The organism is Leucobacter faecis (genome assembly GCF_054456695.2).
On record NZ_JBTJER020000005.1, the window covers coordinates 45,647 to 68,905 of the forward strand.

The 23,259-nt window shown below is 64.4% G+C and carries 16 protein-coding genes; 6 read left to right on the forward strand and 10 right to left on the reverse strand.

The features are described 5' to 3' along the window. Positions 1-5: 5 nt before the first annotated feature. Positions 6-1,373: a M20/M25/M40 family metallo-hydrolase gene (locus ACXR2W_RS06965; protein ID WP_458813574.1), complete on the forward strand. Its 1,368-nt coding sequence runs from the start codon at positions 6-8 to the stop codon at positions 1,371-1,373. Further along, on the forward strand, positions 1,370-2,845 hold the full coding sequence (locus tag ACXR2W_RS06970; RefSeq protein WP_458813576.1) for an MFS transporter: 1,476 nt from the start codon (positions 1,370-1,372) through the stop codon (positions 2,843-2,845). The genes ACXR2W_RS06965 and ACXR2W_RS06970 overlap by 4 nt, the downstream gene beginning before the upstream one ends. Here the strand turns inward: ACXR2W_RS06970 and ACXR2W_RS06975 are convergent. Beyond that, the gene (locus ACXR2W_RS06975) at positions 2,802-3,398 is read right to left on the reverse strand and encodes a TetR/AcrR family transcriptional regulator (protein ID WP_458813578.1); all 597 of its coding nucleotides are present in this window, start codon (positions 3,396-3,398) and stop codon (positions 2,802-2,804) included. The genes ACXR2W_RS06970 and ACXR2W_RS06975 overlap by 44 nt on opposite strands. A gap of 97 nt (positions 3,399-3,495) precedes the next feature. Here ACXR2W_RS06975 and ACXR2W_RS06980 point away from each other — a divergent pair, with 97 nt between their 5' ends. The 3 genes from ACXR2W_RS06980 to ACXR2W_RS06990 are packed head-to-tail and all read left to right on the forward strand — an operon-like array spanning position 3,496 to position 8,734. Continuing rightward, on the forward strand, positions 3,496-5,157 hold the full coding sequence (locus ACXR2W_RS06980; protein WP_458813580.1) for an ABC transporter substrate-binding protein: 1,662 nt from the start codon (positions 3,496-3,498) through the stop codon (positions 5,155-5,157). Positions 5,158-5,165: 8 nt separating this feature from the next. After that, a complete protein-coding gene (locus ACXR2W_RS06985) occupies positions 5,166-6,182 on the forward strand; it encodes an ABC transporter permease (RefSeq protein WP_458813582.1) in 1,017 nt (338 codons plus the stop codon). Then, the gene (locus tag ACXR2W_RS06990; protein WP_458813584.1) at positions 6,179-8,734 is read left to right on the forward strand and encodes an ATP-binding cassette domain-containing protein; all 2,556 of its coding nucleotides are present in this window, start codon (positions 6,179-6,181) and stop codon (positions 8,732-8,734) included. Before ACXR2W_RS06985 ends, ACXR2W_RS06990 begins: the two co-directional genes overlap by 4 nt. 120 nt (positions 8,735-8,854) lie before the next feature. On the opposite strand, the gene ACXR2W_RS06995 is transcribed toward ACXR2W_RS06990, so the two are convergent. The 7 genes from ACXR2W_RS06995 to ACXR2W_RS07025 form a co-directional block, all read right to left on the reverse strand. Next, positions 8,855-11,137 (reverse strand): bifunctional alpha,alpha-trehalose-phosphate synthase (UDP-forming)/trehalose-phosphatase, encoded by a 2,283-nt coding sequence (locus ACXR2W_RS06995; RefSeq protein ID WP_458813586.1) that lies wholly within the window; start codon positions 11,135-11,137, stop codon positions 8,855-8,857. A 27-nt stretch (positions 11,138-11,164) separates the two neighbouring features. Continuing rightward, entirely contained in the window at positions 11,165-12,211 is a 1,047-nt protein-coding gene (locus tag ACXR2W_RS07000; protein WP_458813588.1) for a YihY/virulence factor BrkB family protein, read from the reverse strand. Continuing rightward, a complete protein-coding gene (locus ACXR2W_RS07005) occupies positions 12,195-12,761 on the reverse strand; it encodes a hemerythrin domain-containing protein (protein WP_458813590.1) in 567 nt (188 codons plus the stop codon). Before ACXR2W_RS07005 ends, ACXR2W_RS07000 begins: the two co-directional genes overlap by 17 nt. Before the next feature lie 54 nt (positions 12,762-12,815). Beyond that, complete coding sequence (locus tag ACXR2W_RS07010; RefSeq protein WP_458813592.1) at positions 12,816-14,201, reverse strand: hypothetical protein; 1,386 nt, start codon at positions 14,199-14,201, stop codon at positions 12,816-12,818. Positions 14,202-14,340: 139 nt separating this feature from the next. Then, positions 14,341-15,963 carry a monocarboxylic acid transporter gene (locus ACXR2W_RS07015; protein WP_458813596.1) on the reverse strand — a complete coding sequence of 541 codons (1,623 nt, stop codon included), beginning with the start codon at positions 15,961-15,963 and terminating at the stop codon, positions 14,341-14,343. Beyond that, complete coding sequence (locus tag ACXR2W_RS07020) at positions 15,960-16,328, reverse strand: DUF485 domain-containing protein (protein ID WP_458813598.1); 369 nt, start codon at positions 16,326-16,328, stop codon at positions 15,960-15,962. The genes ACXR2W_RS07015 and ACXR2W_RS07020 overlap by 4 nt, the downstream gene beginning before the upstream one ends. Before the next feature lie 92 nt (positions 16,329-16,420). Next, on the reverse strand, positions 16,421-18,412 hold the full coding sequence (locus ACXR2W_RS07025) for an AMP-binding protein (RefSeq protein ID WP_458813600.1): 1,992 nt from the start codon (positions 18,410-18,412) through the stop codon (positions 16,421-16,423). Between the two features lie 106 nt (positions 18,413-18,518). On the opposite strand from ACXR2W_RS07025, the gene ACXR2W_RS07030 reads away from it, so the two are divergent. After that, positions 18,519-19,364, forward strand: coding sequence for a LuxR C-terminal-related transcriptional regulator (locus ACXR2W_RS07030; RefSeq protein WP_458813602.1), 846 nt, complete (start codon positions 18,519-18,521; stop codon positions 19,362-19,364). A gap of 183 nt (positions 19,365-19,547) precedes the next feature. Here the strand turns inward: ACXR2W_RS07030 and ACXR2W_RS07035 are convergent, their stop codons facing one another. Further along, positions 19,548-22,193: an AAA family ATPase gene (locus ACXR2W_RS07035; protein ID WP_458813604.1), complete on the reverse strand. Its 2,646-nt coding sequence runs from the start codon at positions 22,191-22,193 to the stop codon at positions 19,548-19,550. Positions 22,194-22,501: 308 nt separating this feature from the next. Further along, positions 22,502-23,170: a FadR/GntR family transcriptional regulator gene (locus ACXR2W_RS07040; RefSeq protein WP_458813606.1), complete on the reverse strand. Its 669-nt coding sequence runs from the start codon at positions 23,168-23,170 to the stop codon at positions 22,502-22,504. Between the last annotated feature and the right edge of the window lie 89 nt (positions 23,171-23,259).

Consider the following 23,259-nt stretch of genomic DNA (forward strand, 5'->3'; position numbering starts at 1 on the left):
GGGCCATGGTAGACACTGTCGTCCCACGAACCGGCGCGGCCGAGCGGCTCTCGCGCATGATCCAGCTGCGCACGGTCTCGGCCGAGCTCGGCAAGTTGGGGGCCAGCGACTCAGAGTTCGCACCGTTCGCCGAGTTTTTGGAGCTACTCGAGGCTGAGTATCCGCTCGTTCACGAGTGGCTGTCGCGCGAGCGCATCACCGACCTCGGGGCGCTGTACCGGTGGCAGGGCCGAGACACGAGCGCGGACCCGGTCGTGCTGATGGCGCACTTCGACGTCGTGCCCGCGGCAGCGGCAGACGGATGGGGCGTGCCGCCGTTTGCTGGCGTCATCAAAGATGGTTTCGTACACGGGCGCGGCGCCCTCGATGACAAGGGCCCTCTGCTCGTCATGCTCGAGGCCGTCGAGAACCTACTCGCAGCCGGGTTTACGCCCGAGCGCGACGTGTATCTTTCGCTTGGCGGCAACGAGGAGTCCTACGGCGACGCCGCACGAGCGATTGCACAAACGTTTCAAGACCGCGGGCTCACACCGTGGCTCGTGCTCGACGAAGGCGGTGCGGTCGTAGCGGCTCCCCTCCCCTTTGTGCGCGGCGAGGCCGCGATGATCGGGGTCGGCGAAAAGGGCGCCACCACCGTACGTTTGTCGGCCAGCGGTGCGGGCGGCCACGCCTCAGCGCCGCCCAGCATCACCGCGGTGGGGCGCGTCGCACGGGCCGTGTCACGGCTCACACCCGGCATGTTCGCGGCGCGCACGCCGCTGGCAGTGTCAACGATGCTCACAAAGTTTGCGACCCGCACGCGTGGCCCGGCCCGGTGGTTCTACCGATCCCTCGCAGCGTCGCCGTGGCTCACCGCGAAGCTGTTCACGCGGCTCGGAGGCGAGCCCGCCGCCCTCGTGCGCACCACCGTAGCCCCCACCATGCTCGCGGGCGGGTCAGCCCAGAATGTGCTGCCGGCGCAGGCGTCTGCGACCATCAACCTGCGCATCGCCCTGGGCGAGAGCGTCGCGGGCACCGCGCGGCGGCTACGCCGCCGCATCGGTGACCGGCACGTGCGGGTCGAAGTACTCGAAGCGGGCGAGCCGTCCCCCGAGTCGAGCGCCGAGAACGCGCAGTTCGCCCTACTGTCTGCCGCCGTGGCGGAGTCGCACCCGCAGGCGATGCCGGTGCCGTACGTGATGATGGCGGCCACCGATTCCCGCTACTTTCACGCTTTTGCTCCGGCCTGCTACCGATTCGCCCCGCTCGCTATGCCCGGCGAGCTGCGCGCCACCATTCACGGCGTGGACGAGCGCGTCGAAATATCTGAACTCGTGCGCGGCGAGGTTTTTCATCGCGCACTTATCCAATCGATTCCAGGGGGTGCCCAGTGACCGCAGGGCACCGATCCGGAGCAGCAGGCAAAACCGGCGGCAAGGCCCGCCTCGGCGTGCTGGCGAGCGTCGTGGGATTTCTCGCGTTCGTCGAGTACACGAGCGGGTTCTTGCAGGGGTATTACACGCCAATGCTCACCGACATCGCCCGCCACCTGGGGGTGCCCGACGCCGACGTCAACTGGCTCGAGGGGTCGCAGCTGATGCTGTCAGCGCTCGTCGTGCCAGCGCTCGCAAAGCTCGGCGACATGGTGGGTCACCGGCGCATTCTGCTGTGGTCGACCGCGATCACGGGGCTCGCCTCGCTCGCGCTGCCCTTTGCACCCAACTTCGCCGTGTTTCTCGCGTGCTGGACGATTCAAGGTTTCTACGTCGTGTGGTTGCCGCTTGAGATCGCTCTGGTTTGGTCGCGCAGTCGCGGCCGCGAGGGGCGCGGCGCGCTTACGGCAAAAGCGGCCGGAATTCTCGTCGCGGCGCTCGAAGCGGGCGCGATCAGCGGGGCACTCATTGGTGGGCAGCTCATTGACACGCTGCCGCTGGTGCCGGTGCTGCTGATTCCTGGGCTGCTCGTGGTGGTGTGCTTTGGCGTGATCTTGTTTGGCGTGCAAGAGTCTGAGCATCAGACCGGCGGCACACTCGACACGGTAGGCATTGTGCTCGTGTCGCTCGCGATTCTCGCGTTCACCGGTGGGCTCAGCCTCATGCGCCTCAACGGGGTCGAGAGCCCCCTCGCCTGGATTGTCACTGCGCTCGGGCTCGTGCTTGTGTGGCCGTTTACGATGTGGGAGCTGCGCCACAAAGACCCGGTCATCGATGTGCGCATGTTTCGCTCGCCGGCGCTTGCTCCGGTATTCCTCACGGCCGGCCTGTTTGGCATGAGCGTGCTCGGCGCCCAGGCTCCGCTGTCGACGTTCATGCGCACCGACCCCGCGGTCTACGGCTACGGTATTGGCGCGGGCGGCTTCACCACGTCGCTCGCGATCGGGGTGTACCTGATCGGCATGATCACAGGCGCGCTGCTGTTTCCGCGTATCGCGCGCGCTGTGACGCCGCGGCTCGCGCTCACCTTCGCGGCGGTGCTCGTGGGGGTGGGCTACCTGATGTTTGTGCCGCTTCACGGCTCGTTTAGCCAGGTCGTCACGAACATGTTTATCGCCGGTATCGGCTCGGGCGCGCTCGTCGCGGCGCTGCCCGCCGCCGCCGCCGCTGGCGCGCCCGATTCGCAGACGGCCGTCGCGACCGGGCTCACGAACTCGACGAAGACCGTGGGCGGGGCTGTTGCCTCGGCCATCTTTGGGATCGCGCTCATGCACGGCGCGACCGGTGCTGCGGCCGGAACAGACGCGACCGCCGGATCATTCGCAGGCTATGTCACCGTGTGGCTCGTGTGTGGGTTGTCTGCGATCGTGGCGGCGGCCGCGCTGCTGTTTATCGTGCCGAAGACCGCGTTTCAAGATCGCCGCCCGGCATAAGTCGCTTGGCCTCTGCGAGCGCCGCCGCGATCTCGTCGTTGAGACTGTGGCGGCCCGCACCGCGCGCGGCCCACGACCACACCGCCGCAAATAACGCCGCCGCGTACCCGCCGCCCGCAATCTGAGCGTCAAGGCTGCGCGCGCCGCTCCGTTCAAGCCGTGCGGCGATCGCGTGCGCCACGCGCAGTTGACGGTCGGCGCGGCCCCTGGCAAGTTCTGCCTCTGCTCCCATCGTGCGTGCGTCGACGATCGCGAGTGCGAGTGTATCGGGCCTATTACCCGACGCCGCGGCGGCGAGCGCAGCCTCGAACGTGAGGTCCCGTGCGTCGAGGGCCACCTCAAGCGCATCAAGGCGCTCATCGAGCACAAACCACAGGGTCTGGGGCTTGCTCGTGAAGTAGTTGAAGAAGCTTGCGCGGCTCACCCCAACACGGCGGGTGATCTCGGTAATCGAGGTGGCCTCATAACCGCACTCAAGAAAGAGTTCGAGCGCGGCGTCGGCGAGCACCTCGCGGGATGAGGCGGGCGGACGGCCGCGTGAGGGAGTGCTCATGCCACCACTGTATCGGCGCATCCGCTACACTCGCATTTGTTATACCCGAGCTAACAAAGCCGTATTTGGCAAGTTTTCGCAGAAGAGAGCCACACACATGCAGTCTCGCCCCACCTCGACACTCACGGCCGCCATCACCTCGGCCTGCGTGATCGCCACCCTCGCGCTCACCTCATGCGCACCCCAAGCAGACGGCGCACAGGCTGAGCCCGGGGACGGCGGCACCCTCGTGTACGCGACCGGTGACGCAGAACCCACCTGCCTCGACCCGCACGTGGGCGGCAACTACCCGCAGGCGCTGATTTCGACGCAATACCTCGAGCCACTCGTGGGTCGTGACGCAAACGGCAGCATTCAGCCCTGGTTGGCCGAGGCGTGGCAGGTAAGTGACGACGGCCTCACCTGGGACCTTACGCTCGCAAGCGACGTCACGTTCACCGATGGCACCCCCTTCGATGCGGCCGCGGTGAAGGCCAACATCGAGCACCTACAGGACCCCGACACGCAGTCTTCAACGGGGTACCTGGCCACCGCCAAGATTGCGGGCATCGAGGTCGTAGACCCGGCTCATGTGCAGTTCACGCTCTCAGCCCCTGACTCGGCGCTGCTCGAGTCGCTCAGCCAGCCCTGGACGGCCATGCAGTCGCCCGCGGGCATCGAGCGGGGCATGGACGCCAACTGCAAGGCACCCATCGGCACCGGCCCCTTCGTCGTTGACACATGGGAGCCGCAGCAGCGCGTCACCCTCACACGCAACGATGACTACGCGACGAGCGGCCCCGAGGCTGACCACGAGGGCCCGGCGCATATCGAGCGCATTGAGTGGCGGTTCATCCCCGATGCAGCCACGCGCCAGGCCGCCCTCGCTTCGGGCGAGGTGCACGTCATCGATAACCCGCTTCCCACCGATATCGCGGCGGCCGAGCAAGCACAGCAGGCCCAGCAGCCCGGCATCGAGCACATCAATGCGCCGCGGCCAGGAGCGGCCGCCCGCATCGAGTTCAACAGCAGCCAGGCTCCGTTTGACGACCAGCGCGTGCGCGAAGCGTTCGTGAAGTCGGCCGATCCCGGCCCCGGCATTGACACCCTGTTTAACGGCACCGCAACGCAAACGTTCTCGCCGCTCGCCAGCACCGAGCCCACCGCCGTGGGCGACGAAGCGCTGTTCGCCACCGATCCGGCAGCAGCAAAGAAGCTGCTCGACGAAGCGGGCTGGCAACCCGCGGCAGACGGCGTGCGCGAGAAAGATGGCCAGCGCCTCACGGTGCGCTTTCCGGTAAGCACGAACCAGTCGACCGCGGCAGAGCAGTCGCTGTTCGAGCAGATTCAGGCAAACACCCGCGCCGTCGGCTTCGACGTGCAGCTCGAGCCCGTCGACCTGTCGACCTGGTACGAACGGCTTGCGACCCACGAATACGAGGCGGTAAGCGCACCGTACACCAAGGTGGGCCCCGACGTGCTGCGCATCATCTACCACTCCGACAGCATCGAGCCCGCGCCGTCGGGCTACTTCGCGAATCTCGCGCAGCTGCGCGACGATCAGGTCGACGCGCTGCTCACCGAAGCTGCCGCCACCAACCCCGGCGCCGAGCGCGACGCGATCTATGCCCGGGCACAAGAGCGCATCCTCGCAGGTTACGCGCTGCTGCCGCTCTACGACCAGCAGAACCACTTTCTCACACACAACGTTCGGGGAGTCACCACGCTCGGCACCGTAGGCACGCCCACGTTCATCAACGCTCAGCTCACCCAGGGCTAAGCGAAGACGTGACCTGCGCCCGCGCCATTCTCGCGCGCCTCGGCTCGGCGGCGCTCGTCGTGTGGGCGACGGCCACCATCGTGTTCGTCGCTTTGCGCGCGACGGGTGACCCCCTCGAGGCGGTCATGGGCGGCCCCGGGTCTCAGGCGAGCCCTGAGGCCCAGGCCGCGGCGGCCGAGGCCTACGGCTTCGACCAGCCACTCGCACTGCAGTACCTGCGCCAGCTCTGGCAGGTCGCCACACTGCAGCTGGGCGACTCGTACGCCCGCAAGCAACCGGTCGTAGAGCTGCTCGCCGCGAGCTTTCCACCGACCATGCTGCTCGCCACCCTCTCACTGGCCCTCGCCTGGGCACTCGCTCTCGCGGGCGTGCTGATCGCGCAAACCACTCGTGGCCGGGCCGCACGGCTCGTGCGCGGGGCGCTGCACAGCATCGAAACGATCGCCTCGGTGATGCCGCAGTTCTTTCTCGGCGCGCTGCTCATTCTCGTATTCGCGAGCGGACTCGGGCTGCTGCCCGTCACCGGCACGGGCGCATCTGGCCTCGTGCTGCCCGTCATCACGCTCGCGGTGCCCGTAGCGGGGTACCTCGCGCACATCATGCACGCATCGCTCGCCGAGGCAGATAGCGCGTCCTTCGCGCTCTCGGCCCGCGCCCGCGGAGCGTCTGAGGCGCGCGTGGCGCTGCGCCACACTATCCGACACGCGGCCCTGCCGGCGTTGGCGCTGTCTGGCTGGGCCTACGGCTCGCTCTTGAGCGGCGCCGTCGTCGTTGAAGCACTCTTTGCCCGGCCGGGTCTCGGCCGGCTGCTGCTCGAGGCCGCGACCGGCCGCGACGTGCCGGTCGTGGTGGGCGGCGTCGCAATCATCGCGCTGTCGTACGTGGTGATCATGCTCGTTACTGACGCGATCGAAATCGCGGTAGACCCGCGGCTGCTCTCCGGATCACACCCCGACCGACGCGCACGCCGTGCTCGCCGTACTCGCCGCGCTCGCCCCGCTCGCCCTCAGGAGGTCGTCGCATGACCACACGATTCACGGCCCGGCGCATCACGTGGCCCGTCGCCGCGAGCATCACGGTCGTCGCCGTGACGCTCGCGGCCGTGGCCGCGCCCGCGCTCCTCGCGCCTGGAGACCCGCTCGCGATCAACCCAGCAGAGGCGTTCGCGCAGCCCTCGCTCGCGCACCCCTTCGGCACCGACGAGTCAGGGCGCGACGTGCTCACCCGCGTGGTGCACGGCGCCCGCGCGTCGGTTGGTATTGGCGTCGCGGCGACACTCATCAGCGCGGGCATCGGCGCTATGGGAGGGTTCGCGGCTGGCCTCGGCCCGCGGCTTGCCGACCGCGCCCTTGCAAGGCTTTTCGAGGTGCTGTTCGCGCTGCCCACGCTCGTGCTTGCGCTGTTGTTCATCTCGGTGATGGGCGGCGGCACTGCCTCCTCGGTGCTCGCGATCGGCATCGCCACCATTCCCGGGTACGCCCGCATGCTGCGCGCCCGCGTGCGCGGCGTGCGCAGCAGTGCCTACGTCGAGTGGGCACGGCTCGACGGAGCGGGGCGTGCGAGCGTCTTCGCCCGCCACATCGCCCCCAACTCACTGTGGCCGCTCGCCGCCGCCGCAACGCTCGGCGTCGGCCAGTCGATCATCTGGGTGTCATCACTCGGATTTCTCGGCCTCGGCACCGCCCCGCCCGCCCCCGAGTGGGGCGCGATGCTCAACGCGGGCCGCGTCTACCTCACCTCGGCCTGGTGGATGACCCTGTTTCCCGGCCTCGCGATCGTCGCCGTCGCGAGCGCCCTCACCGTGCTGGGCCGCGCCGCTGGCGCACCCCGTTCACAGGGCAGGGCCCGCTCACGGGGCTGGGCTCGCTCACGGGGTCTGGCCAGCACCGGATCGCGGCCCGCTGCCGCGTACGCTCAGACACTGCCCGGAGCAGCAGGGCTGCAAGTGCCGGGGCTGCAGGTGCCGGGGTTGCAGGTGCCGGGGTTGCACGTGTCGGGGCTGCACGTCACTACGTCGAACGGTGTGCCGGTGCTCGAAGGCGTCGCACTGACGGTCGCGCCGGGCGAGTGCCTCGCGATCGTGGGAGAGTCTGGCGCGGGCAAGTCGGTGCTCGCGCGTACGCTGCTCGGCCTCACCCAGGGTGACCCCTCGTGGCGGGTGTCGGCGAGCGCACTCAGCCTTTCGAGCAATGAGTTCGCACACGTTGACCTCACGCACGCTTCACCGAGGGCGTGGCGTCGGGTGCGCGGCCCCGGCATCGCCCTCGTCATGCAAGACGCGCTGCAGTCGCTCGACCCGCTGCGCACCATCGAAGCGGAGGTGGGTGAAACACTCGCCATACGCGGTGTGCGCGGTGCAGCGCTGCGGGCCAGTGTTGTCTCGGCGCTCGAGCGTGCAGGCTTACCGGACGGTCGTGCTCGCCTGAGGCAGCGGCCCCACGAACTTTCAGGCGGTATGCGCCAGCGCGCCCTCATCGCCGCAGCACTCATCGGCTCCCCCGCCGTGCTCATCGCCGACGAGCCGACGACCGCGCTCGATCCGGCCACCTCGCTGCGTGTGCAGCAGCAGCTGCGTGAGATCGTGCAGGGCGGCCGGGGCGTGCTGCTCATCAGCCACGACCTGCCCAGCGTCGCACACGTGGCCGACCGCATCGCAGTGCTTGAGCGCGGCCGCATCGTCGAAACGGGTGGCACCGCGCAGGTACTCTCAGCACCGCAGCACGCGGCCACGCGCGCGCTTGTCGCCGCGATACCCACGGGCCCCAAGCCCGCGCGCCAGCACACTCCTTCTGCTGAACCCGTGCTGCAGCTGCAGGGCGCCAGCCGCAGTTTCGTGGCGCCCGGGGGCACCCGCGCCGGCATGTTTGACGTCGATCTCACCCTGCGCAGGGGCGAGACGCTCGGCGTTGTCGGAGCATCGGGCGCAGGCAAGACCACACTCGGTCGCGTCATCATCGGCGCCCAGAGCCCCGAGCGTGGCACCCGCACCCTCGCTCCAGGCACTCGCGTGCGACTGATTCCACAGGACCCGCTCGCAAGCTTCGACCCGAGGTGGCGCGTGCAGCGGATCCTCGAAGCTTCGCTACACCGTGTGCAGCGTGCTGCGGCGGGCGCGACGGCTGCGGCGGGCGCGGAGAGCCCGACAGTCGCGACGAGTGCCGCGCCCACCACAAGCAATGACGCCGAATCCCCCGCCCAACTACTCGCACTCGTGGGACTCGACGCCAGCGTGCTTGATGCGCACCCCGCGCAGCTGTCGGGCGGGCAGCGCCAGCGCGTCGCGATCGCGCGCGCCCTCGCCGCCAGACCAGATGTGCTCGTGTGCGACGAGGCCGTCTCGGCCCTCGACGTCACGACCCAGCAGGGGGTGCTGTCGTTGCTGGCTGACCTCCAAGAGCGATGCAACCTGTCCATCGTGTTTATCTCGCACGATCTTGCGGCGGTGCGCCTCGTGGCCGACCGTACCGCCGTCATGAGTGACGGCCGCATCGTCGAGCAGGGAGACACCGAAGACATCATCGCGAGCCTCGCTGCGACGAGTCCGGAGCGCCGCGACCACGAGTCGGCATCGAAGTAACGAGCCGGCCCGATAAATACGCATTTTCGATACCGGCTCGTCGTTTCGATGCAGTCTCGTCGGCGCTTGGGCGCTGGCGACGCTACCCGGCCGGCCTGCCCGGCCCTGATCCGGCGCTGATTACGAGCCGATGACGGTGCCGGTGCGCAGCTGGGCAAGCATCGCGAGCACCGCGGCCGCGCTCTCGGGGTCGGCGATGCGCTCACTCGCGGCGGTCTCGCCGTCGCCCACCTTGATGCCGAGATCGTCGGGACCGAGCACCGTGAACACGTCTTCGTCGGTGACATCGTCGCCCAAGAACAGTACGGGCGCCGCGGGCAGGTGCGCGCGGATACGGCCGAGCACCGCCCCCTTGTCGCTCTCGCGCACCGCGATCTCGCGCACGCACTTGCCCGACCGTGTGTGCATGCCCGCCGCCTCACCGATTTCGACGGCCGCCGTGAGCAGCTCGTCAGCCTCGACCGGATCAGCCACCTCGCGCGTGTGCACCGCGAACCCAAACGGTTTATCTTCGAGCCGCACACCGGGCACCTGCCCGAGTGCACGCTGCACGCGCCGCTTCGCTTTGTGCAGCTGCGCCCGCTCGGCATCGGTGAGCGGCTGCCCCAGCTCGGCGGCCAGCTCTGGCAGCCCCTCAAGTTCGGCGCCGTGCGAGCCCGAGATCACCCAGCCGTCACTCGAAACCCGTGTCTCAGCGAGCCCCTCGAGAGAGCGCCCCGTCAACAGTACGACCCGTACCCCCGGGGCGGTGTGCAACACGTCGAGCGCCTGCTGCGCTCGCGGCAAAATGCGCGCGTCTTGCGGCCGCGCCACGATCGGAGACACCGTGCCGTCGAAGTCAATCGCGACGGTGAGCGTCGGCGATGCCGCGAGGCGCCTGATGCGGTCGTCCACAGGCCTTGGCACGTACGCCGCCGACACCTGAATGGGTTCAGTGCGGCCGCCTCGGCGTGCAACAGCGCGGGCGTCGGCCGCCGCGTGCACCGCGCCCAGGTAGTTCTGCGCCCAGTGCGCAACGTCGTTGTCGTGCACTGCCCGGCGCATACCGCGCATGCGCCGGGCTTGCTCACGCTCGGGCATGTGCGCGGCGCGCAAGATCGCAGCCTTGAGCCCCTCGATGTCGTGCGGGTTTACGAGTAGCGCGTCTTTGAGTTCATCGGCCGCGCCCGCGAACTCACTCAGCACGAGCGCACCGCGCTCGTCATCGCGGCAGGCCACGTACTCTTTTGCGACGAGGTTCATGCCGTCGCGCAGCGGTGTCACGAGCAGCACATCGGCGGCCAGGTACAGCGCCACCATCTCGTCCTTCGTGAAACTGCGGTGCAGGTAGATGACGGGCGAGCGGCCGATCGTGCCGCGCTCGCCGTTGATGCGGCCAACGGTCACCTCGACTTCGTCGCGCAGCAACCTGTACGCGTCCACGCGCTCGCGACTGGGGCTCGCCACCTGCACGAGCACGGCGTCTGTGGGGTCAAGTTCGCCATCAGCCATGAGCTCGTCGAACGCCTTAAGACGGTGCCGAATGCCCTTGGTGTAATCGAGCCGGTCGACCCCCAGCATGATCGTCTTGGGGTTACCGAGGTCGTGGCGAATCTCTTGTGCGCGCGCCTGAATCTCGGGGCGTGAGGCGATCTCGGCGAACGCCGCGGCATCGATCGAGATGGGAAATTCTTGTGCCAGCGCGGTGTGGCTCGGGTGGCCATTGTGGGCGGGCGCCACCACGGTGTTGCCGATCGCGGGAGCCTTGGCGTACCGTTCGGCGACGGCGCGAAAACTGATCGCGTCGGCGACGCGCTGAAACCCGATCACGTCGGCGCCCAAGAGCCCCTCGACGATCTGCCGGCGCCAGGGCAGCTGCGCGAAGATACGCCGCGGTGGAAACGGGATGTGCAGAAAGAACGCGATCGTCAGGTCGGGGCGGGCGGCGCGCAGCATGTCGGGCACGAGCTGCAACTGGTAGTCGTGCACCCACACAATCGCACCCTGGCTTGCTTCTTGTGCCACCCGGTCAGCAAATTTCTGATTGACGATCCTGTACCGGTCCCACCACTCGCGGTGATACTCGGGTTTCGCGATTACATCGTGGTACAGCGGCCAGAGGGTACCGTTCGAGAATCCCTCGTAGTACTCGGCGACCTCATCTTCGCTGAGCATCACCGGGGCGAGCCGCATGCGCCCGACATCAAACGGCTCGATCTGCTCACCCGCATCACCCGCCCAACCCACCCACACGCAGCCGAGCTGCTCAACGATGGGTTCGACGGCGGTGACAAGCCCGCCGGGCGAGGCACGCCAGCTCGTCGTGCCGTCTTCGAGCGTTACTCGGTCAACGGGGAGTCGATTAGATACCATCACGAGCTCGCGCTCGGTTTGTTCGGCTACAGGCAGCGTCTTCGCGGTCACTTTACCTCCAGGGGCTCTGGGGGCAGTCTATCGGGCCGCCTTTTGAGCCGCTCGTTCGGCTTTCTTCTCGGCACGCGAAGCTTCGTCGGCTTCGGCCTTCTGCGCAGCTTCGAGCTCTTCAAGGGACACGCGCATCATGTCTTCTGCGCGTTTAAGGCGCCGCTGTGCGAGCGTGTGCGCGCCCTGCTCGAGGCCGGTCTTGTCGTGTGCCTCGGCCGTCGCGGTAAAGATGTAACAGCTGGCGATCAAGATCACCTGCGCCGACAGGTTGAGCCACAGCAGCAGCGCGATTAACGCCGCAAACGAGGCAAGCAACGGGTTAGAAGTGGCCCCGCTCACAAACAGACTCGACAGTTGTTGCAGCACCGTCAGTCCCACCGCTCCCAGCACCGCCCCCTTCCACAGATCGCGCTGGCGCGGGCGAATACCCGACAGCACTCGAAACACGAGCGCGACCGCAACCGCGTCAATCACGAGTACGACGATCACGCTGGCCACGCGCGTAATCGCCCGTGCCATGAACGAGCCCTCATCGATCTGCATTGCGGGCAGCAGCCACGCCACGATCTCGTCGGCACCGATGCTGAGCACGGCGGCAGCGCCCACAAGACCCGCAAACCCGATGCCCACGAACAGGTTACGCAGCAGCACCCACACAAAGTTGCCCTCGTCATGGATGCGGTCGTCGAGCACTCCGAGCGCGGTGCGCAGGCTTGCAATTGCGCTGATACCGGCGCCCACGAGACCGAGCAGCGAGATAATACCCACGATCGTGAACTCGATCGGAGCCGTCGCCTGCTCCATGTCGACGATGTCTGCGAGCCCCGGGATCACGGTGTTGAGCGCACGTTCGACCGCTTTGAGCGCATCGTGGTCGCTACCGAGCCACAGCGCGGCCAGCGAAAACGTGAGCAGTACCCCAGCGAACACGCTAAACAGCGCCCGATAGGTGATGCTGTCGGCAAGCTCAGAGCCGCGCTTCTCGCTGTACAGCAAGAACGAGCGCACGATGCGGTGTCTGAGCGCCGCCGCCACCGCACGCTGCAAAATATTCTCGTTACCGGGCTGCTTCACACACCCACCCCTCAGGCATTTCGCCCTCCACCAAAAACGCACTCAGCAGGCGTTCGGTGGGGCCGTCTAGATCGGTGTCGAGGTGCGGGTAGATCACCGGCTCCTCCTTCATATTGTGGCGTTCGAGCAGTTCGAGCATGCCGCGGCAGTCAGCCACCAGCGCATCGGGATCCGGCACTGAATTTACCGCGCCAGATGTGCCCGAGGCAGCAGCCACGCTCGCAAGCTGCGCGTCGAGCGCGTCCATCGCGCGCCACAGCTCGCCATGCTCGCGGATCATCACCATCACCGCCATCATGAGCGCACCCTGCCGAATTTTGGGAAACACGATCACCTCTTCGAGGTAGATGTGCCGGCGCAGAGCGGTCATCGCGTCGGTGAGCGGCCGCGCCCACTCCGCCATCGCTTCGGGTGTGACGGGCGAGGCAGTAGTACTCGCAGCACTCGCCGCGAAGGCTTCGATGCCAGCGTCGATCTCGTGGTGCTCGCGCAGCAGCGCGCTCGCGAGCGGGCCCTGCGGGTCTTCAGTGTGCGGTGAAATGTCGGCCACTGCATCCTCCCTGATCGTGGCGGGTGCCGTGCCAGCACCGGTCTCGCTTCGAGCTTACGCCTGTCGCCGTGCGAGCGCTTCTATCGCGACGAAGAGCGCGCCGCCGAGCACCGCGATCCATACGATCGTGCCGGGGGTGAGGGGCCGCAAGAGCAGGATCAGGGCGGCGCACACGATGCCGACCGCATACCGCGCGGGCCTGCGCCAGCGATACAACCAGTCGCCGAACTTGCCCGTTGTCATGCCGTGCTGCTCGGCAATCGACTGCACTGCCGCAATGGGCTTCTGCGCTTGCCTGCGCAGCGTGCGTGCCCACGACCAGGGCCCCGCGAGCAGCGTGACCACGAAGAGGGCGGCCGCGAACGTGGCGAGTGAGACAATCATGCTCATCACGAATTTGAGTGCCCCGCCGTAGAGGGCGATCGCCGCGTCGTGCGGAATCGTCGATGCGGTGACGAGCGCAAAAACATTCGAGCCGATGTTGATGCCGCTGCACACGAGCACCATCGACAGCAGCACCGCGCCCGATGCGCCCGTGAGTGCAAAGACGCGCCTGCGCGCTACGAGCACCCCCGCGGCGAGCACGATTAGTGACACCCAGGGCAGCCAGACTCCTACCGCGACGACGGTCTGGTAGATCGTGAGGTACACACCAATCGATGCGTCTTCGGCGATCACGATCGAGCCCGAGACGGCGGGAATGCTGTCTGCGAGCGGAAACCCCTGCGCCACGAGCTGAGTCTTTACGGCCTCGATGACGGGTTTGAGTTCGAGCTGCAGCTGCTGGCCACGCGCGACGGTGATCGCGGATCCCTCTTTACCCGTCGCGGTATTGACGAGTTGGGTGTGCGTGATCTGCAGCGCCTCGCGCCAGATCGTCGCGAACGCGTCTGAGGCGACGAAGTCGTGCACGGTATCGTCGAGGAGCCCCTTCACCCCTGACACGGCGGGAGCTTTGAGCAGCGTGAGCGCGGCCTGGGCGCGCGGTTCGAGCCCCAGGTCGTCTAGCCCGTCGAAGAGCTGGTCTGCAATCTGGTCGATGTCGACATGCGCTTCGATCGCGGCGACAGCCTCTGCTGCGACGAAGTTTTGCACCGCCCTGTCCTCAGCGAGAGGCGCAAACGTCTCGACGAAGTAGGCCGTATCGGTGAGCTGGTGGTGCGCCCAGGTCGACACGACGGCGACGGGCGCAAGCAGCGCACCCACAATGATGAGCACGGTCGAGAGCAGCCCGCGCCCGAAGCGGCGGCGGGCTGGGGCCGCGGGGCGCTGATCCGGCTTCGCGTACTGCTGCGCCGGATCGTGCGCAGGCTGCGTAGATTGCGCAGATTGCGCCGCCTGCGGCGCTTGTGCCGCCTGTGCTGCCTCAAGCTCGCTCGCGAGCCGAGCGTTCTCGGCTCGCAGCTCAGCGAGCTGCTGTTCAGTGTTTTGCGCGCCCACCACACCACCCCTTTGTTGCCGCTGTGTGGTTGCCAGACTACGCGAATGCTAGGGTCGTCGCTCGCGTAGGGCATTAGTGGGCCTTCAGGCCGGATCGGCGGGGCCCAGGCTCTTATGAGCCTGGGCCCCGCCGATGCGATTAGTGCTGGGCCGGGGGCTCCGCCCCGAATCCCGTAAGCGCACGCACCTCCATCTCGGCGGCGAGCGCCTTCGACTCTTTACCCGGGTCGGTCACTGATCCGAGCCAGCCCAGGAAGAAGCCGAGCGGGATCGACACGATGCCGGGGTTTTTGAGTGGGAAGATCGCGAAGTCGATGTTCTCCCCGAGCATTGCCGTCTCATTGCCCGAGAACACGGGCGAGAGGACGATGAGCCCGACGGCGGCGATGAGACCGCCCACCATCGACCACACTGCACCGCGGGTCGTGAACTTCTGCCAGAACAGCGAGTACAAGATCGTCGGCAGGTTTGCTGACGCCGCGACGGCGAAGGCGAGGGCAACGAGGAACGCAATGTTTTGGCCCTGCACGCCAATGCCGCCGATGATTGCGAACGCGCCAATCACGAGGGTCGTGATCTTGGCGACCCGCACCTCTTGCTTGGGCGATGCTTTGCCCTTCTTGATCACGCTGTTGTAGATATCGTGTGCGAACGAGGCCGAAGCGGTGATCGTAAGACCTGCTACGACAGCGAGAATCGTCGCGAACGCCACGGCAGAAATGAATCCGAGCAAGAGCGGCCCGCCAAGCTCAAGCGCTAGGAGCGGCGCAGCAGAGTTCTGCCCGCCGGGGGCGTTGGCGATCGTTTCGGGCCCCACCAACTGACCCGCGCCGTAACCCAGCACGAGGGTGAAGATGTAGAAGATGCCGATGAGCCAGATCGCCCACACAACTGAGCCGCGCGCCTCTTTCGCCGTGGGCACCGTGTAGAAGCGCATCAGCACGTGCGGCAGCCCTGCGGTGCCGAGCACGAGCGCAACCGCAAGCGAAATGAAGTCGAGCGGCAGCGCACCGTACTGCAAGCCCGGGGCGAGAATCGCTATGCCGTTCGCGTTTTCTGCGTTGTCCACTGCTCCCTGCAGCACCGAAGCAAGGCTGAACCCGTTGAGTGCGAGCACCCAGATGGTCATCGCGCAAGCGCCAAGGATCAAGAGTACCGCCTTGATAATCTGCACCCACGTGGTGCCCTTCATGCCGCCAATAAGCACGTACAGCATCATGACGACGCCCACCACGGCGATGACCAGCGAGGTCGCAACCTTGTTCTCGGCGGGAATGCCGAGCAGCAGCGACACGAGGCCGCCAGCGCCCGCCATCTGGGCAAGCAGGTAGAAGAAGGACACGGCAAGTGTTGTGAGGGCCGCCGCCATGCGTACCGGGCGTTGCTTCAGCCTAAACGAGAGCACGTCTGCCATCGTGAATTTGGCGGTGTTGCGCATCAGCTCGGCGACCAGCAGCAGCGCTACGAGCCACGCGACCAGAAACCCGATTGAGTAGAGAAACCCGTCGTAGCCGTTAATCGCGATGGCACCCACGATGCCGAGAAATGACGCTGCCGAGAGGTAGTCGCCAGCGATTGCGAGGCCGTTTTGTCGCCCAGAGAACGAGCGCCCACCGGCGTAGAAGTCGGCCGCGCTCTTATTGGTGCGGCTCGAGCGAATCACGATCACCATCGTGACCGCCACGAACGCCAAGAAGATCGAGATGTTCATCACGGGGTTCTGGTCTGATGCGACCATCTGAAAAGGTGCTGAAACGATCATCGTGCGTCTCCTTCGGCGTCGCTTTCGTCAAGCTGCTCAAGCTCACGGCGCAGTCGCGCCGTCTCGGGGTCTAGGGTTCGGTTGGCAAAGCGCACATACGACATCGTGATCACGAATGTCGAAACGAACTGGAACAGCCCGAGCCATAGCCCTACGTTGAGACCCCACATGGGGGTGGCCATGAAGTCGTGGGCGTACGCTGCGACGATCACGTAGCCAAAGAACCACAGCAGAAAGAATGCGGTGAGCGGAAAGACGAATCTGCGCAGCCTCCGTTTATAGGCCTGAAATTCTGGGCGCGCTTGAAATTGGGTGTAATCAATTGCCGGATCCGTATGCGCGGATTGGGTGGTGTCAGTAGACACGGGGCCTCCTTGCCTCATGTGTGTGGATGCCCCGCCCTGTGCGGCGGGGCTGCTCGCGGTGGGATTACCGCGTGGTCGCGAGCGAAGTTGTGTTACCTGGGTAGTGTGACCGTCGCGGTCGCCGGCGCCGAGACCGTGTCTGGTAACGCGTCGATGAGGGTTTGAATGACCGAGGCGTCTTCGATCGTGGCGGGCACCGTGTACGGCTCGCCATCGACGATCTGTCGCATTGTTTTGCGCAGGATCTTGCCTGAGCGGGTCTTGGGCAGTCGGTCAACCACCGTCACGTCACGAAACGCTGCCACGGGCCCGATCTGTTCGCGCACGAGGCGCACGAGCTGCGGCGCAAGCTCTTCTTTCGAGATTCCTGCCCCCTGTTTCAGAGTGACAAACCCCGCGGCGCGTTGACCCTTAAGTGGATCGTGCGCGCCGATCACCGCGCACTCGGCTACCGCCGGGTGCTGCGTGAGCACTTCTTCGAGCGCACCCGTTGAGAGCCTGTGCCCGGCGACGTTAATGACGTCATCGGTGCGCCCCATCACGAACAGGTAGCCGTCTGCATCGAAATACCCTGCATCGCCCGTCGCATAGTAGCCGGGAAACGCAGACAGGTATGAGTCGACGAACCGCTGCCGATCACCCCAAATCTCGAGGAGCGCGCCGGGCGGCAGTGGCAAACGTATCGCGATATTACCCTCGGCATCTGGCGCGGTGATGTCACTGCCCGCCCCGTCGACGATGCGCACATCGAACCCCGGCATGGGTACCGTTGTGGAGCCTGCTTTGGCGGGCAACTCCTCGATGCCGCGCGGGTTCGCGCAGATTGGCCACCCGGTTTCTGTCTGCCACCAGTGGTCGACGATGGGTACGCGCAACCCCTCATTGATCCAGTGCCAGGTTTCTGGGTCCATGCGCTCGCCAGCAAGATACACGGCTTCAAGCTTCGTGAGGTCGTAGCGCTGCAGTTCGAGGAGGTCTGGGTCTTCGCGACGAATGGCGCGCAGAGCGGTAGGCGCGGTCGACAGCACCTTGGCGCCCGACTCTGACAGCACTCGCCAGAAGGCGCCCGCGTCAGGTGTGCCCACCGGCTTACCTTCGTAGAGCACCGTAGTGCCGCCAGCGAGGAGCGGCCCGTACACGATGAAAGAGTGCCCGACGACCCAGCCCACGTCTGACGCTGTGAAGATCGTGTCTCCCACACCGAAGTCGTAAATGTTGCGCATCACCCAGCTCAGCGCGACCGCGTAGCCACCGCTGTCACGCACGACTCCCTTGGGGTTACCAGTGGTGCCCGATGTGTACAGAATGTAGAGCGGATGTGTTGCGTCAACAGGTACCGGGTTGGCCGGTTCTGCCACGGCTTCGAGCGTGGCCCAATCGAGCCATGCGACGCCGTCGCCTGCCTCTGCAGAGTCTGCTGCATAGTCAGCGGCAGAGCCGGGGACGCTGGTACGGTCGCTCACGATCACGGTTTCGACACCGGAGGCTCGCCCACCACAAATTTCGATCGCCCGAGATACGAGCGGCAAGTATTCTACGGCGCGGTTTGGCTCTAGCCCGCCCGAGGAGGTCACGATCAACCTAGGCTTTGCGTCTTTGATTCGTACCGCAAGCTCGTTGGCGGCAAAGCCACCAAACACTACCGAGTGAATCGCCCCAATGCGCGCGCATGCGAGCATTGCGATGACGGCCTCTGGTGTCATCGGCAGGTAGAGCAACACGCGGTCTCCCACGTTGACCCCTTGGGCGCGCAGCACCCCGGCAAAACGAGCAACGCGATCTCGCAGCTGTTCGTAACTGATTTCAACGCGGGTGCCGGTCATCGCCGAGTCGTATATTAGGGCCGCTTGCGTGCCCAGCCCGGCCTCAATGTGCCGGTCTAGCGCATTGTAGGCAACGTTCATCTGACCGTCTGAAAACCATTCCCAATCGGTTTCGCTGTGCTGGGTGAGCGCCCGGCTCGGAGCGGCACTCCAGGTGATGTGTCTGGCACTGTCGAGCCAAAACTCTTCTCGGTCTGCCTGACTCCACTTCCATATCTCGTGATAGGTCGAGTGGGCCTCGTCCTTTGTAGCCTCGAGCACTAATTTCTCCTTTGAAATCTGAACTGGCGGCCACTTCCTCGTGGCCAACGCTCTCACGCTAACGATCGCGGTATGATCAGGGCACCCTCGAAAGTAGGTACTCGCAATGGAGCAGCACGCCACTTCGGCTACAGATGTACTACTCAACACCGCCGTTCAAGAGTTCGCCAGTGTCACCGGATTCCCACTCGCGTTTGGTGGCTTCGAACACAACGGCATCGCAACCATTTCAGCGATCACGGGCCACCGAACGGGCGTTTTACAAGGCCTTCAGGTTGCCGAGGGCAAGGGCTTGGGCGGCCGCTCGCTCTCTGAATCGCGACCCCGGCTGACTTATGACTACCGCCGATCACAGCTCATCACGCACGACTACGACGCCAACGTGCTCCCCGAGGGAATCCAGTCACTGTTCGCGTATCCGGTCATGTATCACGGCCGCGTACGAGCCCTACTGTATGGCGGCAGCCGCACGCCCGGGTTTCCTCGTGATGCTCTCGCGCAGGGTGCTGCGGGAGTGGCTCGTGAGTTAGTACAAGAGTTGCGCGTCGCCGACGAGATCGAACAGCGCCTGCGTTTGTCAACGCCGCACACGATTGAAACCCCGGCGTCGCTGTTAGAGGAGCTGCGTCTCAGCCACGCTGAGCTGCGTGCAATAACGTCATCGGTTCATGATCGCGGCCTACGTGCTCAGCTTGAGGCCGTCGTGGCTCGTCTTGAACGCGCCGCGACCCCGCACAAGGTAGCGACAACCCCACGTGTGCAGCTCACCCCGAGAGAAGTCGATGTGCTCTGTCAAGCCGCAGTGGGGGCTTCAAACGCAGAGGTTGGGTTTACTCTTGGCCTCACTGAAAGCACGGTGAAGAGCTACATGAAAACTGCGATGGTCAAGCTAGACGCCTCGACACGTCACGCTGCGGTCACGGCCGCGCGCCGCATGGGCCTCATTCTGTAACGCGCGACTGCCACGTACTGGCCAAGGCAGATTATGCTAGGTGTGTAGTCCCCGGATCTGGCCTCTCCCTACTTGAGCGGTGAAGCCTCCGGGGTTCTTTTCTTTCAGCGACCCACAGTTTTGTACGGTTACTCTCAATAATGCACTTTGCGCGCCCAAGTTTGACAGGTCTCAACTCACCATTTAGGTCAACGCCCACTCGAGAAAATCCTCCGCAGCGAGGACAGGCTTATTCCACTGTGCGGCTTTCTTCGCTTTACTCGATTGAGTGCCACGCTCAGCCACGACCAACACATCCGTCTTGGTCTTGGTCATATTTGCCGAGATAACAAGGCCTCGCTCCTCCGCCAGTTGGGTCATGGCATCGCGGTCAAAGGTGCCGTACTTTGGCGACACCACCTCTCCGGTGAAGCAAACACGTGCGTTGGGAAGCAGAATTCTCGCGGCTGATGCATCCGCAGCAAGCTCAAAATCAGCGGGTAGAACCTCTACACCAAAGTGCTTTTCGACGCCACGTAGCCGTTCCACAATTTCGATATTGCGATCCACCACCCGATTCCATGCCTCAGTCAAGTGCTGAGCCAAGATCTGAGCCGCGTCATCGTCGATCGTGAGGTTACCTCCGACGGTGAAGCCCTCCGGCTCGAATTGGCCAGTTTGCTCGGGCACACGTTGCAGCAAGTATCCATGCCCGGAAGAACGACTTTCGAAAGGCGTACCCCCTGCCAAGTGCGGCGCCTCCGGCGACTGTGATTCCAGCCTGCGCGCAATGTCTCGCAACGCCCGCGCCCGCGTGAGTGCATCCTGTGCCTGCATGAGCACCCTCTCTGCATCAGTAAACAGGGCCGCTGACAGCTCGACACCAAGCGGCATCCGTTCCACCGTCCCGTTGCGCTTCAGCTCGAAGTCGATGATGCCAAGCGTCTCGTCAATATCAACCCCCGTTGGCACACGCCCCTGGAGCAGTGGGGCAAGCGCCGCCCAAGCCTCCGTAAGGACAGGGGCGAGGGCGACATCCCGCGTGGTAATGCCGAAAGCCCGCTGAGCCGAGAACAGGTCACTCGTAGGGTTCACCACCGTAGTAGCCTCATCGCCGTCATCCGTTGTTACCGCGATTTCGATTGGACGAGGGCGGTAACGGTCACCCTCGTTACCAACCTTCAGCATCGAAATAAACACACGGCCCAACGAACTCGAGCCCGTCTCTCCTGTTTCAAGAAAACGGCGCACAAGAATGTCGGTCTTCAAGTCGCGGGGCAACACATTGCGTTTGAGCACCAGGCCTGCCATGCTTGTGCACCGGCTCAGGGCAACGTACAACTGCCCGTTCGCGAAAGTTCCTCCCGTAAGGTCGACCACCACGCGGTCAAGAGTCTGCCCTTGACTCTTATGAATCGTGATTGCCCAGGCGAGTTTCATCGGCAGCTGTTCAAATGAACCGATCACCTCATGACGAAGTGCGCCGCGTTCAACATAGGGGCGGGTAATCTCCCAGAGGTGGGGACGCACGTCGACGCTACGCCCGTCACGCAGCAGTACCGAAACGACCGCTTCGTTTCCACTCACGTCGATGCGCTGAACCTTGCCGATGGTTCCGTTAACCCAGCGGTTCCCATCATCATTGTTGAGCAGCATCACCTGGGCGCCCACAGCGAGACTCAACTTTTCGTCGGCTGGAAACTCAAAGCCGTCAGTGTCGCCCGCAACATCTGCAAGAAAGACACTCGGTTGATCGGTGATCCGCTCGAGCATCTGACGGTTTCTCGCGCCAACGATCCGGTTGGTGGTCGCGAGAGTGAGCCAGAACTCATCGAGCGAAGGATCAAAATCTGGGTCAGTGCGCTGGTTGAGATCGGCCCGTGCGTCCTCCAGCAACGCGCCTGAACGTACCCCGTTGAGCAAATTTACCAGGCGAGTATCACCGATCTGGCGAAACACGGTCGTGAGTTCAAGGGTTGGGAAGAGTGCTCGCTCGTACGACTTTGCAGAGAAGAAATATGGCGTGCCAAATACCGCAGAGATGTATGAAGCCTCCCGTTCAGTGACGACTGGCGGCAGCTGATAAAGGTCACCCACGAGCACCAACTGCACCCCACCGAATGGTGTGCCGGGTTTTGGCCCGAAGCGTTCGAGCGCTGCGACAAGCGTGTCAAAGAGGTCTGCCCTCACCATCGACACTTCGTCAATGATGAGCGTATCGAGCTCGCTGAGCACCTTCGCAAAGCGGCCCGGATAGTACTTTCCGTTACGCACATCTTCTTCATTGATCCCCGCTCGAAACGAGAAAAGCCGGTGGATCGTGTAGCCATTGACGTTAAGCGCTGCTATCCCGGTCGGGGCGACAGTGATGGTTTTGCGATCTGTCTCGGCGAGAAAATGGCGCACCAGCGTCGATTTACCGGTGCCAGCCTTCCCCGTTAAGAAGATGTTGCTACCGCTGTGCAGCAGTTCGAGGGCACGGGAAAACTCCGGCGTGATCTGAATGTCTGCGGTTTGAGGTGGTGAATCAAATTGGGGTAGTGGATCAACTTCAGCCTGATGTGCCTGCCCGGTTGTTTGGTCGCGGCCCCGATACAAGCTCTGGAAGTGGTATTGGTACGATTCCTCAAAATAGCCCCGTGCAGCGTTCAAAGCATCGTCGAGAGTTCGAGGGTCAATAGTCACCCCGTGCAGCGTGAGCTGAGTGATAAATAGCTGTACGATTTCTTCACGGCCATTTATAGTGTGAGCCAACGTCGACGGCTCCACTTTCGTTACTTCTGTCGCGAGCCTAAATGCTTCAGCGTTCAATTGTCCATTCAGTACGTTGTACAGCTCCTGAAAATTCATGACCGCTCTTCCACTTTGCTCACTGAGCTTCGTGCCAAATAGTGCCACAAGGCCAAACAGCTCCGTCTGTTATTCGTTGAGTCTACTGAGCTATCGCGCCGTCCGGTCCCTAGAGGACACTCGGACCATATGCTGTTGAGCCGACGTTTCGGAATGTTGCCACACTAAATGGCACACGTACTCGATGGCGTTTAGGACATAAGTCAGTAGACCCAGAATGTACCCGAGTTTCACCCAATATTGATCAGTTCCGATGCCTGATAGATTGCAGCACTACTTCACTGTCATAGCCGGCTCTATCGATAGCTCTATTCCAGATCTCTCTTCAGAATCTGCAGATGCGCGCGACTCTGAGAGAGCGCTCCTATCGAGTCCTGGTCGTCAATTGCTTGTAGGAGGCTGGCATGGACATCTTGGTCGAGGTCGGTGGCGTGATCCTGCTTGATACTGAGCAAGCCAATCATGGCTTGTCGCAATCGGGGAACAAAGCTGTCGAAAAGTTCCAGGAGTATCGGGCTGTGCGCTGCAGCAACAATCGCGCGATGAAATGCCGTATCTGCGTCCACGAGTTCACTAGGTTCTGCTCTGCTCACACCTCGCTGCGTTAGTGCGCTTCGAATAGTTTGTAGATCTTGCGTGCTCCGTCGCTCAGCGGCAAGTGCAGCAGCTTCACCCTCTATGGCGATGCGGGCTTCGAGCACGGCGATGATGTCAGCATGCTTGAGCACGGTTCCCCAGTCCTCCGGCACGTCAAGCGCAGTGACAAAGACTCCTGCCCCCTGCCTCGTTGCGAGGACGCCAAGCCCCGCGAGCTGCCGAATGGCTTCCCTGACAGTAGAACGCCCCACGCCGAGCTGTGGGGCAAGTGTGGTTTCGCCAGGCAGCTTCGCACCAAGACCCCACTCGCCACTCTTGATGCGTTCCATCAGCAGATCGGCAGCCTGCGCCGCGAGCGGGGTTCGTTTTACCTGTGCCATTAACCAAGCATAGCTCCTCTACTTGTCTGAGGAGTTGTGTTACTGTGTTGACGTGTTCATTTGCAATCTTCCCCTTCGCAGCCACGGCG

Coding starts and splice junctions, on each gene's coding strand:
- ACXR2W_RS06965 (WP_458813574.1), top strand. CDS start 6: ATGGTAGACACTGTCGTCCCACGAACCGGCGCGGCCGAGCGGCTCTCG.
- ACXR2W_RS06975 (WP_458813578.1), bottom strand. CDS start 3,398: ATGAGCACTCCCTCACGCGGCCGTCCGCCCGCCTCATCCCGCGAGGTG.
- ACXR2W_RS06980 (WP_458813580.1), top strand. CDS start 3,496: ATGCAGTCTCGCCCCACCTCGACACTCACGGCCGCCATCACCTCGGCC.
- ACXR2W_RS06990 (WP_458813584.1), top strand. CDS start 6,179: ATGACCACACGATTCACGGCCCGGCGCATCACGTGGCCCGTCGCCGCG.
- ACXR2W_RS07015 (WP_458813596.1), bottom strand. CDS start 15,963: ATGATCGTTTCAGCACCTTTTCAGATGGTCGCATCAGACCAGAACCCC.
- ACXR2W_RS07030 (WP_458813602.1), top strand. CDS start 18,519: ATGGAGCAGCACGCCACTTCGGCTACAGATGTACTACTCAACACCGCC.
- ACXR2W_RS07035 (WP_458813604.1), bottom strand. CDS start 22,193: ATGAATTTTCAGGAGCTGTACAACGTACTGAATGGACAATTGAACGCT.
- ACXR2W_RS07040 (WP_458813606.1), bottom strand. CDS start 23,170: ATGGCACAGGTAAAACGAACCCCGCTCGCGGCGCAGGCTGCCGATCTG.